This window comes from Leifsonia sp. NPDC058248, from assembly GCF_042881905.1.
In the GTDB taxonomy this organism is placed as follows: domain Bacteria; phylum Actinomycetota; class Actinomycetes; order Actinomycetales; family Microbacteriaceae; genus Leifsonia.
This window is the reverse complement of sequence record NZ_JBHVXB010000003.1, coordinates 89120-103943: the sequence shown is the minus strand read 5'-3', so window position 1 is coordinate 103943 and position 14824 is coordinate 89120. Positions and strand designations below refer to the sequence as shown.

The 14824-nt window shown below is 69.2% G+C and carries 11 protein-coding genes; 4 read left to right on the top strand and 7 right to left on the bottom strand.

Annotation, left to right across the window (positions count from 1 at the left end; translation table 11 throughout):
- Positions 1 to 117 precede the first annotated feature (117 nt).
- From ACFVV5_RS05895 to ACFVV5_RS05880, 4 genes are all read right to left on the bottom strand, one after another.
- A complete protein-coding gene (locus ACFVV5_RS05895; protein WP_387241305.1) occupies positions 118 to 2532 on the bottom strand; it encodes a beta-glucosidase in 2415 nt (804 codons plus the stop codon).
- A gap of 103 nt (positions 2533 to 2635) precedes the next feature.
- On the bottom strand, positions 2636 to 3517 hold the full coding sequence (locus ACFVV5_RS05890; RefSeq protein WP_387240400.1) for a carbohydrate ABC transporter permease: 882 nt from the start codon (positions 3515 to 3517) through the stop codon (positions 2636 to 2638).
- The gene (locus ACFVV5_RS05885; RefSeq protein WP_387240397.1) at positions 3517 to 4542 is read right to left on the bottom strand and encodes a carbohydrate ABC transporter permease; all 1026 of its coding nucleotides are present in this window, start codon (positions 4540 to 4542) and stop codon (positions 3517 to 3519) included. Before ACFVV5_RS05885 ends, ACFVV5_RS05890 begins: the two co-directional genes overlap by 1 nt.
- Before the next feature lie 9 nt (positions 4543 to 4551).
- Positions 4552 to 5847 (bottom strand): ABC transporter substrate-binding protein, encoded by a 1296-nt coding sequence (locus ACFVV5_RS05880; RefSeq protein WP_387240394.1) that lies wholly within the window; start codon positions 5845 to 5847, stop codon positions 4552 to 4554.
- 182 nt (positions 5848 to 6029) lie between these two features.
- Here ACFVV5_RS05880 and ACFVV5_RS05875 point away from each other — a divergent pair, with 182 nt between their 5' ends.
- Together ACFVV5_RS05875 and ACFVV5_RS05870 are read left to right on the top strand one after the other, a co-directional pair.
- Entirely contained in the window at positions 6030 to 7130 is a 1101-nt protein-coding gene (locus tag ACFVV5_RS05875; RefSeq protein ID WP_387240392.1) for a LacI family DNA-binding transcriptional regulator, read from the top strand.
- Positions 7131 to 7143: 13 nt separating this feature from the next.
- Positions 7144 to 8424, top strand: coding sequence for an endo-1,4-beta-xylanase (locus ACFVV5_RS05870; protein ID WP_387240389.1), 1281 nt, complete (start codon positions 7144 to 7146; stop codon positions 8422 to 8424).
- A gap of 6 nt (positions 8425 to 8430) precedes the next feature.
- Here ACFVV5_RS05870 and ACFVV5_RS05865 read toward each other — a convergent pair whose 3' ends face one another.
- From ACFVV5_RS05865 to ACFVV5_RS05855, 3 genes are read right to left on the bottom strand one after another with little or no spacing between them, the layout of a single operon-like run.
- Positions 8431 to 9528, bottom strand: coding sequence for a Gfo/Idh/MocA family protein (locus ACFVV5_RS05865; protein ID WP_387240386.1), 1098 nt, complete (start codon positions 9526 to 9528; stop codon positions 8431 to 8433).
- Entirely contained in the window at positions 9513 to 10205 is a 693-nt protein-coding gene (locus ACFVV5_RS05860) for a ThuA domain-containing protein (protein WP_387240383.1), read from the bottom strand. Before ACFVV5_RS05860 ends, ACFVV5_RS05865 begins: the two co-directional genes overlap by 16 nt.
- 26 nt (positions 10206 to 10231) lie before the next feature.
- On the bottom strand, positions 10232 to 11449 hold the full coding sequence (locus ACFVV5_RS05855) for a Gfo/Idh/MocA family protein (protein WP_387240380.1): 1218 nt from the start codon (positions 11447 to 11449) through the stop codon (positions 10232 to 10234).
- A 165-nt stretch (positions 11450 to 11614) separates the two neighbouring features.
- Between ACFVV5_RS05855 and xylA the strand changes: the two genes are divergently transcribed.
- Together xylA and ACFVV5_RS05845 are read left to right on the top strand one after the other, a co-directional pair.
- Positions 11615 to 12808, top strand: coding sequence for a xylose isomerase (gene xylA / locus ACFVV5_RS05850; RefSeq protein WP_387240377.1), 1194 nt, complete (start codon positions 11615 to 11617; stop codon positions 12806 to 12808).
- Positions 12809 to 12935: 127 nt separating this feature from the next.
- Entirely contained in the window at positions 12936 to 14366 is a 1431-nt protein-coding gene (locus tag ACFVV5_RS05845; RefSeq protein WP_387240374.1) for a xylulokinase, read from the top strand.
- The last annotated feature ends 458 nt before the right edge of the window (positions 14367 to 14824 follow it).

Genomic DNA, 14824 nt, shown 5'->3' with positions numbered 1-14824 from the left:
CCCGCCGGCCGGTGCCGGCGCCGCTGCCGGCGCTGGCCGCGAGGGGAGCGAAACGTGCCTCATTCCCTGGCTTCGAGGCACACTTCGCACCTCTCGCCGGTAAGAGAGGAGGGCGGGTCAGGCCGGGACGCGGACCAGCGCATCCTGGCGAACGGTCACCAGGCGGGCATCCGCAGCGCTGACCTCGTAGAGGCCGCCGGTGATCGCGACGGTGGAACGCGGGGTCGAGGTGCCGGGCACGCGTCGGGCCGGCGCCTGCTTCTCGTTGACGATCGCGCCGCCCGTCGTCCCCTCCTCGCTGTGAGCGACGGCGGATGCGGCGACGTGCGAGGCGATCCAGACCTCCACATCCCCCGGCTCGACGACCTTGACCATCCGGCGGTCGCTGAACGCGAAGCGGGTCGTCGGCACCGAGAACGTCACACGCACGGACTCGTCGGCGTCGAGCTCGACGCGCGAGTATCCGAGCAGCTGCACCACGGGCCGGGTGACCGTCGCGTGCACGTCATGACCGTAGACCTGTACGACGTCGGCCCCGCGCACGACGCCGGTGTTGGTCACCGTCACCGCGACGGTGAACGCTCCCCCGGCCTGCGTCGACCCGTCGACGACCAGGTCGGAGTACTCGAACGTCGTGTAGGACAGACCGAAGCCGAACGGGAGCAACGGGGTCGAGTCGGCGGCGGTGACGTCGGAGGGCCCGCCCAGGATCGGGTGCAGGTACGAGTACGGCTGCGCACCGGCTGATCGCGGCATCGAGACGGGCAGGCGTCCGGAGGGGTTCACCGACCCGGCGATGATGTCGGCGATCGCGAGACCGCCGGCTTCGCCCGGGAAGAACGCCTGCAGCACGGCCGCCGGAGCGACGCCTTCGGTTCCGAGCGCCCATCCGATCGCGTAAGGCCGGCCGGTCAGGAGCACCATGACGACCGGTGTGCCGGTGGCGATGACCGCCTCGACGAGTCCGCGCTGCAGGCCGGGCAGTTCGAGGGACTCGGAGTCGTTGCCCTCACCGACCGTTCCCCGGCCGAAGAGTCCGGCCTGGTCGCCCACGACCACGATCGCGAGCTCGGCCGACGACGCAGCAGCGACGGCTGCGGCGAAACCGGAGTCGTCGCCGCCGTCGACCGCGCAGCCCTCTGCATAGACGATCTCCGGCACCGCCAGGCCGGCAGCGCCGAACGCACCGGGGAGCGCCTCGAGGACCGTCGGGATCTCGAAGCCGAGCGGCAGCTCCGGATGCCCGGCCAGCACGTGGTTCGCGAACGAATAGCAGCCCTGGAGGGCCTCGGCGCGGTGGGCGTTCGGCCCGATCACGGCGACCCGCGAGGGCGACCGGCCCGTGTTGAGCGGCAGTGCTCCGTCGTTCGACAGCAGCACCACGGACTCTTCGGCGAGGCGGCGGGCGAGCTCGCGGTGGCGCGGCGAGTCGAGGTCGATCTCGGTCGGTGCGTCGTCATCGAACGCTCCCGGGTCGAGGAGGCCGAGCTCTTCCTTCTGGGTCAGCGCACGGAGCACCGCGCGGTCGACGTACGCCTCGTCGAACTCCCCGGACCGGATGCGGTCGGCGAGGGGTAGCAGGTAGGCGTCACCGGTGGGCAGTTCGATGTCGATGCCCGCTTCGAGCGCCATCGCGGCGGCCTCGCCGCGATCGGCGGCCACGGCGTGCATGACCTCGAGGAACGCCACAGCGAAATAGTCTGCGACGACCGTGCCCTCGAATCCGAGCACCTCCCGGAGCACTCCGGTGAGGTAGTCGGCGTTGGCCGCCATGGGCACGCCGTCGATGTCGGTGTAGGAGTTCATCACCGACTTGGCTCCTCCGTCGAGGATCGCCATCTCGAACGGCGGCAGGAAGACATCGGCGATCTCGCGCGGTCCCGCGTGCACGGGCGCATGGTTGCGGCCGGCCTTCGAGCCGGAGTATCCGAGGAAATGCTTGAGTGTGGCGTGCACCCCCGCTCCCTGAAGGCCTCGCACATACGCGGTGCCGACGGTCCCGACGAGGTAGGGGTCTTCGCCGATGCACTCGTCGACCCGGCCCCAGCGGGGGTCCCGTACGACGTCGAGCACCGGGGCGAGCCCCTGATGGATTCCGAGCTGTCTCATCGAGCCGCCGATAGCCGCGGCCATCTCCTCCACCAGCGCGGGGTCGAACGACGCACCCCAGGCGAGCGGTGTCGGGAACGTGGCGGCCTTCCAGGCCGCCAGTCCGGTCAGGCATTCCTCGTGGACGAGCGCCGGGATGCCCAGTCGCGTCTCCCGTTTGAGACGCCGCTGCTCGGTCCAGAGCCAGGCGGCGCGCTCAGCGGGGTCGACCGGTCGCGTTCCGTACACCCGCGTGTAGTGCCCGATTCCGTGACGGGTCACGTCGGCGAGGCCTCCGAGGGCCTTCTGTCCCGCGGCCATCTCGCCCTGCATGGGCGCGACCACGCCGTTCTGATCGAGCCAGTACCCGACGATCTGCGCGAGCTTCTCGTCGAGGGTCATCCGGGCGTGCAGTGCACGCACGCGATCCGACACGTCGGGCATGGGGATATCTGCGGTCACGGAAACATCACTTTCGTTCACAAGTCGAGCGGTCGTGCGGTGTCCGGCGCGGTCTGCCGGATGGCGGCTGCGCCGGCCCCGGGTGTCACCCCTTGACGGCCCCGGTCAGTCCGCCCACGATCCGCCGCTGGAACAGGGCGAAGAAGATGAGCGCGGGGATCATGGAGAGGGAGGTGAAGGCCAGCACCTTGGCGGTGTCCACCGAGTATTGCGATGAGAAGGCCTGCACGCCGAGCGGGAGGGTGAAGGTCGCTTGGTCGTTGAGGATGAACAACGGGAGCAGGTAGTTGTTCCAGCTGGCGATGAACGCGAGGATTCCGGTCGTCACCACGCCGGGGATCGACAGCGGCATGACCATGCGGAAGAAGAATCCGAGCCGGCTGGTGCCGTCGAGCGACGCCGCCTCCTCGAGCTCCACTGGGATCGCCTTGATGAACGGAACCAGGATGATCACCGTCGTCGGCAGCGCGAACCCGATCTGCGGCAGGATCACCCCGGCCAGATTGTTCGTCAGGCCGAGGTCCTTCACGAGGATGTAGAGCGGTGTGATCGCGACGGTCAGCGGGAACATCAGACCCGCCGCGAACAGCGAGTACATCGCCCCGCGCCCACGGAACTCGTAGCGGGCGAGCACGTAGCTCACCATCAGTCCGAGCACGACGACACCGACCGTGGTCGCGATGCCGACGATCGCCGAGTTGCCGATCTCCAGCCAGAAGGTCGAGCCGGTGAGCACGCCCAGGTAGTTCTGGACGAGCCACGGGTTCGGGAGGCCGGCCGGGGACGACGTGATCTGCGAGTTGCTGCGGAAGCCGCCCAGCACGATGTACAGGATCGGCGCGAGGCAGACGGCGATGAAGACGAGCGCGATGAAATAGGTGGTGGGGCTGCCCCATTTGTCGCCGTTGCGGGAACTTCGGGGTCTGCGCGTGGCGCGTGGTGCCCGGCTGAGAGTCGTCGCCGACATCACTTCTTCCTCTCTGTAACGGCACCGGCCATATCGCGCCGCAGCACGAACCGCTGGTAGATCAGTGCGATCACGAGCGAGATCACGAACATGACGACGGCGACGGCGTTGCCGTACCCGTAGTTGCCCGAGGTGCGCCCGTTCGCGACCATGTAGGTCGCCATGGTCGAGGTGCCCGCCGTCGAAGCGACGTACTGGCCCCAGATGATGTAGACGAGGTCGAACAGCTGCAGTGAGCCGATGATCGACAGGAACGCCCAGATGCGGATGGTCGGGCCGAGCAGCGGGAGCGTGATGCGGCGTTGGATCTGCCAGTAGCTCGCGCCGTCGATCGCCGCGGCCTCGAAGAGCTCGTCGGGGATGCTCTGCATGCCGGCGAGGAAGAGGATGACCGCGAAGCCGATGTACTTCCACGAGATGATGATCATCAGCGACCAGATCGCGATCTTCGGGTCGGAGAGCCAGTCGGCCTTGAAGGCGCCGAGCCCGACGCTCTGCAGGAGGTCGTTGACTGCACCGGAGGTCTGGAGCATCAGGCTCCACCCGGTTCCGACGATGACCTCGGAGACGACGTACGGCACGAAGATCAGCACCCGGATGAGGCCGCGCCCGCGGATCTTCTGGTTGAGCAGGAGCGCCAGGAGGAGGGCGACGGGTCCCTGGATGAGCAGCGACAGGACGACGATGATGCCGTTGTGGAGCACGGCCTCGTGGAACGCGCTGTCCGCGAAGATCAGCACGTAGTTGCCGAAGCCCACGAAGTCGACCGGCGCTCCGTAGCCCTTCCATTTGAAGAAGCCGTAGTAAGCGGCCAATGCGACGGGGAAGATCACGAACGCGACGAACATGATGATCGCCGGTCCGGAGAGGACCGTGATCTCGAACCGCTGCCGCCAGTCCGCCGCCTTGCGCTTCGGCCGCGGTACGGCCGGGGACGCCGCACGAGGTGCGTCGTCCCCAGCCGTCTGCGTGCCCCGAGGCGGCTGCTGTTCGGTCACCGGCTTCACGCCTAGGGAACTACTCATCGTTGCGAATTATCCCTTGGCCGCGGCTTCGTTGACGCTCTTGATGATGTCATCGGCCGTGCCCTTGCCGGCGAGCAGGTCGACGACGCCGGTGTTCATGGCGTTTCCGACGTTCTGGCCGAGGAGCGTGTCGAGGTACTGCGACACGAACGGTGCCTTGTTGTAGGCCTCGAGGACCGACTTGAGGTACGGCTCCGTGATGACACTCTGGGCGTCCTTGTTCACCGGGATCGCGTTGAAGGCCTTGTAGTACGCCTCCTGCACGCTCTTGGTGGTCATGTAGTTGAGGAACGCGGTGCACTCCTTCTTCGGAGCCTGAGCCGAGCAGGAGAACCCGTCGATTCCGCCCATCATCGACTCCGGGTCGCCCGAGCCGCCCGAGATGGTCGGGAAGGGGAACCAGCCGAGGTCGGGGAGCGGCTTCTGGTCGGGGGTCAGGGAGGCGATCACTCCCGGGTCCCAGGCGCCCATGAGCTCCATTGCCGCCTTGTGGTTCGCGACGAGACCTGCCGAGCTGCCCGCGCCCTGCTGCGCCGCGGTGGTCAGGAACCCGTTGTTGAACGGCTTGGTGTCGTTGAACGACTTGAGGTCGTCTCCGGCCTTCGTCCAGCACTCGTCGTCGAACTTCAGCGACGCAGCGGACTTCGCGAGCGTGTCCTCGCTGCACTCGCGCAGCGCGAAGTTGTAGTACCAGTGCGCGGCGGGCCAGGCATCCTTGGCGCCGACCGCGACGGGCGCGACGCCCGAGGCCTTGAGCTTGGCGATGTCGGCGTTCAGCTCGTCCATGGTCGTGGGCGGTGCGTCGATCCCGGCGGCCTTGAACAGGTCCTGGCTGTAGTAGATGCCCTCGGGAAGAACATCGACGGGCATAGCGTAGACCTTGCCGTTGTACGACTCGCCCTTGAGCGCGCCCTCGCTGACGGCGGCCTTCGTCGCTGCGTCGATGGAGCCGGTCAGGTCCATCAGCTGGCCTGCATCGGCCATGGCGGCCATCTTGCCGCCGCCGCGCTGCAGGAAGATGTCGGGCGCGGAGCCCGAGTTCAAGGCCGTCTGGAGCTTTCCGTCGAGGTCTTCGTTCTGGATGCTCTGGATCGTGATCGTGACGTTCGGGTTCGCCTTCTCGAAGTCGGCGACAGTCGTCTTCCAGAATGCGGCGCCCGGGCCGGTCGTGGAGTTGTGCCAGAAGGTCATCGTGACCTTGCCGTCGCTCGATCCGCCGTCGCCGCTGCCGCTGCAGCCCGTGGCGAGCAACGCGGTACCCGCGACGAGGGCGAGCATACCCGCGACTCGAATTTTCCTCTTCATTGTGGAAACTCCTTGGTAGTGATTGGGAGACACGCGGCAGCCACTGCCGCGAGCTAGAGCCTCGCATCCGGATGCCCGCCTTGTCAAACGATATCGACAACGTTATCGATAACGATTTCGATAACGGTCTCGATAACGGTGTCATCGCCCTGTTCGCGGGCGCTGGACGGTATGGTGACAACATGTCCGCCCCTCTCGATGCATCGCCCCCGTTCGGCCGAGTGACGATCAGCGATGTCGCGCGTGAGGCCGGCGTCTCCGTCCCGACCGTGTCCAAGGTCGTCAACGGGCGGTACGGCGTCGCCCCGGCGACCTCGAAGCGCGTGCTGGAGGTCGTGGCCGCGCTCGGCTACGAGACCTCCCTCGTCGCGAGCAGCCTGCGCAGGCAGCGCACCAACGTCATCGGGATCCTGGTCGCCGAATTCGAGTCGTTCTCCGTCGAGCTCCTCAAGGGAGCCTCCGCCGCCGCCGCGGCCGCGGGCTACGAGCTGCTCGCCTACTCGGGCCTCGGCGCTCCCGGCAGCCCCGTCGGCTGGGAGCGCCGATCCTTGTCGCGCCTCGCCGGCACGCTCATCGACGGAGCGATCATCGTCACGCCGACGGTCCTCATCCCCACGACCTCCATCCCGGTCGTGGCCATCGACCCGCACACCGGGCAGGGCGGTCCCTCGACGATCGACTCCGACAATTTCGGCGGCGCGCGCGTGGCGACGCAGCACCTCATCGATCTCGGGCATCGGCACATCGCCCACATCCGGGGCCGGAGCGACCTCGCCTCCGCCCAGCTGCGCGAGGCGGGCTACCGCGAGTCGCTCACCGAGGCGGGCATCCCGTTCGACCCGGCCCTCGTCCTCGACGGCGGCTACCAGGCCGCGCAGACGGCGGAGTCGGCCCGTGAGCTGCTGAGCCGTGCCGATCGGCCGAGCGCCGTGTTCGCCGCGAACGACATGTCGGCCCTCGGGGTCATGCAGGTGGCGCGAGAGCTCGGCCTCCGGGTGCCGGAGGACCTCTCGGTCATCGGCTTCGACGACGTCCCCGAGGCCGCCAGCTCGACACCCCCGCTGACGACCCTGGCGCAGCCGCTGCACGACATCGGTGCGCAGGCCCTCCAGATGCTCATCGAACTCCTCGACGGCCGCGAGGTCCCCCACCGCGTCCACCTCCCCGCCGAGCTCGTCGTGCGCGGGAGCACCGGCCCGGCGCCCGACGGCCCCGTCCGCCCCGTCGAGCCCGTGCAGCGTGTCGAGCTCGCGCACCCCGACGAGCTCGGCCCCGCCGACTGAGGGAGCGACCTCCGTGCAGACCGTGGCCCTCTCTCCTGCGTCGGCGCCCGCCCACCGGCTCGTCGAGACCGTCGTCACCGTGACGGACGCTTCGGGCGTCGCGCTTCCGGATGCTGAGATCACCGTCGCGCAGACCTCCCACGCCTTCGCGTTCGGCAACATCGGCTTCGACTTCATCGGCCTCGCGAACGGCGACGACGACGGCGCGGGCGCGGGCGCCGGTTCCGCCGGCGCCGTCTCCGAGCGCCTGGCCGAGTTGTTCGTCGACGTCTTCAACACCGCGACCCTGCCGTTCTACTGGGGCCGGTTCGAGCCCCGGCAGGGGGCGCCGGACACGGCACGCCTGCAGCGGACGGCACGGTGGTTCCTCGACCGCGGAGTGGCGCTGAAGGGTCATCCGCTGGTCTGGCACAGTGTGCAGCCGGACTGGCTGCTCGGCCTGCCGAGCCGCGAGGTCGAGCAACTGCAGCGTGCGCGCATCCGCCGTGACGTGGCCGACTTCGAGGGGCTCGTCGACACCTGGGACGCGATCAACGAGGTCGTCATCATGCCCGTCTTCGACAACGGCGACAACGGCATCACCCCGCTGGCGCGCGCCAAGGGCCGCATCCCCCTGATCCGGATGGCCTTCGAGGAGGCTCGGGCCGCGAATCCGCGGGCGCGGCTGCTGCTGAACGACTTCGATCTCTCGAGCGCCTACGAGTGCCTGATCGAGGGAGTCCTCGAGGCCGGCATCGAGATCGACGCACTCGGGCTGCAGACGCACATGCACCAGGGCTACTGGGGCGAGGACGCCATGCTCGCCACGGTCGAGCGCTTCGCCCGCTACGGGCTGCCGCTGCACCTCACCGAGACCTCGCTCGTCTCCGGCCGCCTGATGCCGCCGGACATCGTCGACCTCAACGACTTCCAGGTCGCCGACTGGCCGTCCACGCCCGAGGGCGAAGCGCGGCAGGCCGACGAGCTCGAACGACACTACCGCTCGCTCGTCTCCCACCCCGCCGTCGAGGCGATCACCTACTGGGGCATCACCGACGACGGCGCCTGGCTCGGAGCGCCCATCGGGCTGGTGCGCGCCGACGGCACGCCGAAACCGTCGTACCACGCGCTGCGCCGGCTGGTGAAGGACAAGTGGTGGATCGCACCGACGACGATCGCGACCGACGCGGACGGACGGTTCGCGGTCACCGGATTCGCCGGCGGGTACGAGGTTCGAGCGGGCGCCGCGGCCTCGGCCGCCTTCTCCGTCTCTGCGACACAACGGCACGTGACGGTCAGCCTCACCCGGGCGTGACGCTGGTCACCAGGTCTCGGGTCGTGTGCCGAGTCCCACCGGTTCGGGCCTCTCGACCGTCGACGTCAGGGTCACGACCTCGTGCGTGCGGCCGGCCCGGATCACCGACTCCATGATCTCGAGCACGTGGAAGGCGAGCTCACCGGATGCTCGGTGCGGCCGACCGGTCTCGATGGCCCGCGCGAGGTCGGCGAGTCCGACTCCCCGTCCCGCATCCGCATAGCCGGCCGCGATGGGCACGTCCTGCCAGGTGCGGTCGGCGGACGTTGCGATGGCCGCCGTGTCCGAGAACCGGTTGGGGTCGGGCACGGAGATCGTGCCGCCGGTTCCGTAGACCTCGAACAGCGGAACCCGCGTCTCCCACACCTCGAATGAGACGGTCACCGTCGAGATGACGCCGTCCGCGTGCTCGAGGATCGCCGTCACGTGCGTGTCGACATCCACGGGGATCGCGGTGCCCGCCTGCGGTCCGGTCGCGACCGAGCGCTCCCGGGACGACCGACCGACGGCGCCCGAGACACGAACGACCGGGCCGAAGAACGTCACGAGGCTGGTCAGGTAGTAGGGCCCCATGTCGAAGAGCGGCCCGCCGCCGGGCTGGTAGTAGAAGGCAGGGGCCGGATGCCACAGCTCGTGGCCGGGCGCGCTCCAGGCGACCGCGGCCCCGACGGGAGTGCCGATGCGTCCCTCGTCGAGCAGGGCGCGAGCGGTCTGGATGCCCGTGCCGAGCACCGTGTCCGGAGCACTGCCGATCCGCAGTCCGGTCTCCGCGGCGCGAGCGAGCACAGGTGCGGCGTCGTCCGTGGTCAGCGCCAGCGGCTTCTCGCCGTAGACGTGTTTGCCGGCGTCGAAGGAGCGCAGAGCGATCTCGGTGTGCGCCGCGGGGACGGTGAGGTTCAGCACCGCGTCGATGCGCGGGTCGGCGAGCAGAGCATCCACACTCATCGACTCGACACCCTGGCTGCGCGCGACGGCGGAGGCGCGGTCGAGGTCGAGGTCGGCGACGGCCGTCAGCGTCAGGTTCGGGAGCTTGGGGAACTCCGCGAAGTACTGCTGACTGATGTTGCCGACGCCGACGATGCCGATGTTCAGCGTGCTGCCCACAGGAGGCCCCTCTCGATGATGGTGCGGACGTTCGGGTCTTCGACGATCTCCAGCCGATGCCCGGGAGCCGAGACGAAGATGCGCCCCTTGCCCCACTGGCGCGTCCAGATGGCGGGCGCCGTGACGGGGCGGTTCCACGCGTCCCACGGCCGGACCGTCTGCGTGGTGGTGGCCAGAACGTCGTTGTAGTCGTCGCTCAGCACCCAGTACTGCTCGGTGACCAGGTCGAAGTCGTCGACGCCCTGGGTGATCGGGTGCGTCTTGCCGTAGTCGGTGATGTGCACGGTGTACGGGATGTAGTTGTCCGACTGCTCGCCGGTGCGCTCGGCCGGATCCTTGCCCGCGTGATGGGCGAACTGGCCGCCGATCATGTGCAGGTAGTCGGCGTTGTCGCGGTACGAGTCGGCGATGCCTCCGTGCCAGCCGCCCATGCCGGTGCCATTCAGCACCGCGCGCTGCAAGCCCGCGAACTCGTCGCGTTCGATCGTGTTCATCGTGTTGATCTGCAGCACGAGGTCGACGGTGTCCATGTACGCGGCGTCGGTGTAGACGGCGGGCGAGTCCTCGATCCGGACCTCGAAGCCGTTGGCCTCCAGGAACGGGATGAAGAGCTCGGTGGTCTCGACGGGCATGTGCCCGTCCCAGCCGCCGCGCACGACGAGGGCCTGTCTGCCCATGGGATCCTCTCGTGTTCTCGGAGCGCTCACGGCGCGGTCGCCGTCCAGGCGCTGCCGGCGGCGGCGCTCTGCTCGACCGCCGCCAGCACGCGCTGAACGTGCAGGCCGTCGGCGAAGGACGGCTCGGGGTCTGTGCCTCGGGTGATGGCGCCGACGAAGTCCGCGATCTCGTGCGAGAAGGCGTGCTCGTAACCGATCGCATGCCCCGTTGGCCACCAGTGCGCCATGTACGGATGCTCGGGCTCGGTCACCAGGATGCGCGTGAAGCCCTGCTCCCCCGCCGGTGCGGTCGCGTCGTAGAACTGGAGCTCGTTCATCGCTTCGAGGTCGAAGGCGAGCGCACCGCGCGATCCGCTCAGCTCGATGCGGAGGGCGTTCTTGCGGCCGGTGGCGTACCGGGTCGCCTCGAACGCGCCGATCGCACGGTCGGCGTGGCCACCCGCGAGCCGGGCGGTGAACCAGGCCGCGTCGTCCACGGTGACCTGCCCGCGGGCGGCCGATGCCGTGCCCGAGAGCCCGACGCCCTCGCGGAGCAGCGGGCGCTCGGTGACGAACGTCTCGAGGGTTCCGCTCACCCCCGTGAGCTGCGAACCGGTCAGGTGCTCGACCAGATCGATCGCGTGCGCGCCGATGTCGCCGAGCGAGCCCGACCCGGCCGAGGACTTGTCGAGACGCCAGGTCATGGGGCCGTTCTCGTCGGCGAGCCAGTCCTGCAGGTACTGCGCACGCACCTGGCGGATCTCGCCGAGCCTGCCCTGCCCGATGAGCTGGCGTGCGAAGGCGATCGCCGGCACCCGGCGGTAGCTGAAGCCAACCATCGAGCGCACTCCGTCTCCGGATGCCCGCTCGGCCGCCTCCGTCATCCGCTCGGCCTCCTCGACCGTGTTGGCGAGAGGCTTCTCGCAGAGCACGTGCTTGCCTGCGGCGAGCGCCGCGATGGCGATCTCGGCATGCGAGTCGCCCGGCGAGCAGATGTCGACGATGTCGATTGCCGGATCGTCGATGACGCGGCGCCAGTCGGTCTGCGCGTTCTCCCAGCCGAACTTCGCCCGGGCGTCTTCGACGCGGGAGGCGTCACGCCCGACGATCGTGTGGAGCACGGGTTCGGCGTCGAGGTCGAAGAACCGCGGAGCGACCCGCCACCCCTGCGAGTGCGCGGCGCCCATGAAGCCGTAGCCGACCATGGCCACGCCGAGGGTCGGTTTCGTCGTGCCGTTCATCCGGTGCTCCTTCGTGTGCTGCATGCCGTCAGAGCGTAACGCCGTCGTGAAAGCACCCGCACGTTTCTCGCGGACAGTGGAAACGTTTCGCGCGCCCACTCTATTCAGTCCATCGCGTTTTCGTTCCGAACGATGGCGTGATAAGTTTACTCACACAACAAATCACCAATGACGTTGAAGGAAGCACCCATGAGCACAACTCCGACCCGCGCCGACAAGTTCTCGTTCGGCCTCTGGACCATCGGCTACAACGGCACCGACCCGTTCGGCGGCCCGACCCGTCCGCAGCTCGACGTGGTCGAAGCGGTGACCAAGCTCAACGAGCTCGGCGCCTACGGCCTCACCTTCCACGACGACGATCTCTTCGCCTTCGGATCCACCGACGCCGAGCGCCAGAAGCAGATCGACCGCCTCAAGCAGGTCCTCAGCGACACCGGCGTCATCGTGCCGATGGTCACCACCAACCTGTTCAGCGCACCGGTCTTCAAAGACGGCGGCTTCACCTCCAACGACCGCGCCGTGCGCCGCTTCGCCCTGCGCAAGGTGCTGCGCAACCTCGACCTGGCCGCCGAGCTCGGCGCCAAGACGTTCGTGATGTGGGGCGGCCGCGAGGGCGCCGAGTACGACGCGGCCAAAGACATCCGGTCGGCGCTCGAGCGCTACCGCGAGGCCGTCAACCTGCTCGGCGACTACGTCACCGACAAGGGCTACGACATCCGCTTCGCCATCGAGCCGAAGCCGAACGAGCCGCGCGGCGACATCCTGCTCCCGACCGTCGGCCACGCGATGGCCTTCATCGAGACTCTCGAGCGCCCCGAACTCGTCGGCGTGAACCCCGAGGTCGGCCACGAGCAGATGGCCGGTCTGAACTTCGCCGCCGGCATCGCCCAGGCGCTTTACCAGGGCAAGCTGTTCCACATCGACCTCAACGGCCAGCGCGGCATCAAGTACGACCAGGACCTCGTCTTCGGGCACGGCGACCTGCAGAACGCCTTCGCCCTCGTCGACCTGCTCGAGAACGGCGGCCCCAACGGCGGACCGTCCTACGACGGCCCGCGCCACTTCGACTACAAGCCGTCGCGAACCGAAGACATCACCGGCGTGTGGGACTCGGCCGCAGCCAACATGCGCACCTACCTCCTGCTCAAGGAGCGCACGCAGGCGTTCCGCGCCGACCCCGAGGTCCAGGAGGCGCTCGAGGCGTCCCGCGTTCCGCAGCTCTCGCTTCCGACGCTGAGCGCAGGCGAGTCCTACGATGACCTCCTGGCCGACCACTCGGCCTACGAGGACTTCGACGCGGACGCCTACTTCGGCGGCAAGGGCTTCGGCTTCGTGCGCCTGCAGCAGCTCGCCCTCGAGCACCTCATCGGCGCCCGCGGCTGACGCCTCCCCACCCCTCCCCACCCATCACCCAGCGCCGAAGGGTGCCGGACGCACGGAAGACCGCGGTCACCGGATGCGTTCGGCACCCTTCGACGCCGTATCCCCTCACCCCGAAGGAGCCAGGCCGATGACGCTCGTGGCCGGAGTCGACTCGTCGACCCAGAGTTGCAAGGTGGTCGTGCGCGACCTCGAGACCGGTGCCCTGGTGCGCTCGGGGCGCGCCGCGCATCCGGACGGCACCGAGGTCGACCCGGCGACGTGGTGGACTGCGCTGCAGGAGGCCATCGCCTCCGCCGGCGGCATCGACGACGTCGATGCGATCTCGATCGCCGGACAGCAGCACGGCATGGTCGTGCTCGACTCCGCGGGACATATCGTCCGTGACGCCCTGCTCTGGAACGACACCCGTAGCGCCCGGGCGGCGCTCGACCTCATCGAGGCCGTCGGGGCAGCCGAGTACGCCCGCCGGGTCGGCGTCGTGCCGGTCGCGTCGTTCACGGCCACCAAGCTGCGCTGGCTCCGGGATGCGGAGCCCGCCAACGCGGCCCGGGTCGCGGCGGTCGCCCTCCCGCACGACTGGCTGACCTGGCGTCTGCGCGGGTACGGACCGGCGGACGAGAGCCCCCTCGGCCCCGACCTCGACGCCCTGACGACCGACCGCTCGGACGCGAGCGGAACCGCGTACTGGGGTGCGGCATCCGGAGCCTACGACTTCGAGCTGTTCGAGCTCGCCCTCGGGCGCGCCGGCCGGGTCGCGGGGACCCCGGGCGACGGCGTCGTGCTGCCTCGCGTGCTCGGGCCGTCCGAGCCGGCCGGACGCACCCCCTCCGGCGTGCTGGTCGGCCCCGGAGCGGGAGACAACGCGGGCGCAGCCCTCGGTCTCGGCGCGGGGGACGGCGACGTCGTGGTCTCCATCGGCACCAGCGGGACCGTCTTCGCGGTGACCGAGTCCCCCGTCACCGACCCGGGTGGCACGGTCGCCGGCTTCGCGGACGCCGGCGGGCTGAGCCTCCCCCTCATCGCGACACTCAACGCCGCGCGCGTCCTGAGCTCGATCGCCACCCTCCTCTCGGCAGACCACGACAGCCTCGCCACGCTGGCGCTCGAGGCCGAACCGGGCGCGGGCGGCGTCGTCCTGGTGCCGTACTTCGAGGGTGAGCGCACGCCCAACCTGCCCGACGCGACGGCGAGCATCCACGGCCTCACCATCGCCTCCACGCGACCCGAGAACCTGGCGCGGGCCGCGATCGAGGGGATGCTCTGCGGATTGGCCGACGGACTCGACGCGGTGCGCGCGGCCGGGGTGCGCGAACGGCGCATCCTCCTCATCGGCGGCGCTGCACAGAACCCGGCCGTCGCTGCGGTGGCGGCGCAGGTGTTCGACGCTCCGATCGTGGTGCCGTCGCCCGGCGAGTACGTGGCCGACGGCGGTGCGGTGCAGGCGGCCTGGGCGCTCACCGGCACGCGCCCGGCATGGCCCCTCGAGCTCTCGAACGAGGTCGCGCCGGACTATCGGCCGATCATCCGGGAACAGTACGCGGCGTACGCCGGCATCTGACCCGCGCAGGCATCCGTCGTCGGTGCGGGTTATCCACAGGCCCGCCCGGCCCACTGGCGCTGAGTTGTTTCAAAGTGTCGCTAACGGTGCCGAAATTGGCCCCATAACGACACTTTGGAACGACTCAGCGTTGATGGCGGGGTGGGGTGGCGGAGCGGTGACGGTGGGGTCGGTGTGGGGGTGGCGGAGCGGTGACGGTGGGGGTGTGGGGATGGCGAGCGCCGACGGGCGGTGGGGATGGCGGAGCGCTGGGTGCGGGGTTGGTGCGGCGCCAGCGCGGCGCCGGCGGGCGCGCCGCCGCGTGAGCGCCGCGGGCATCCGTCGTCGTCGGCGCGGGTTATCCACAGCCCCGGCGACCGCTTCGCGCTGAGTTGTTCCAAAGTGTCGTTATAGGGCCCGAAAAAGGCCCGAAAAACAAACATTGTTAAAAAAACAGGGCGGTGGGGGGGTGGGGTGTG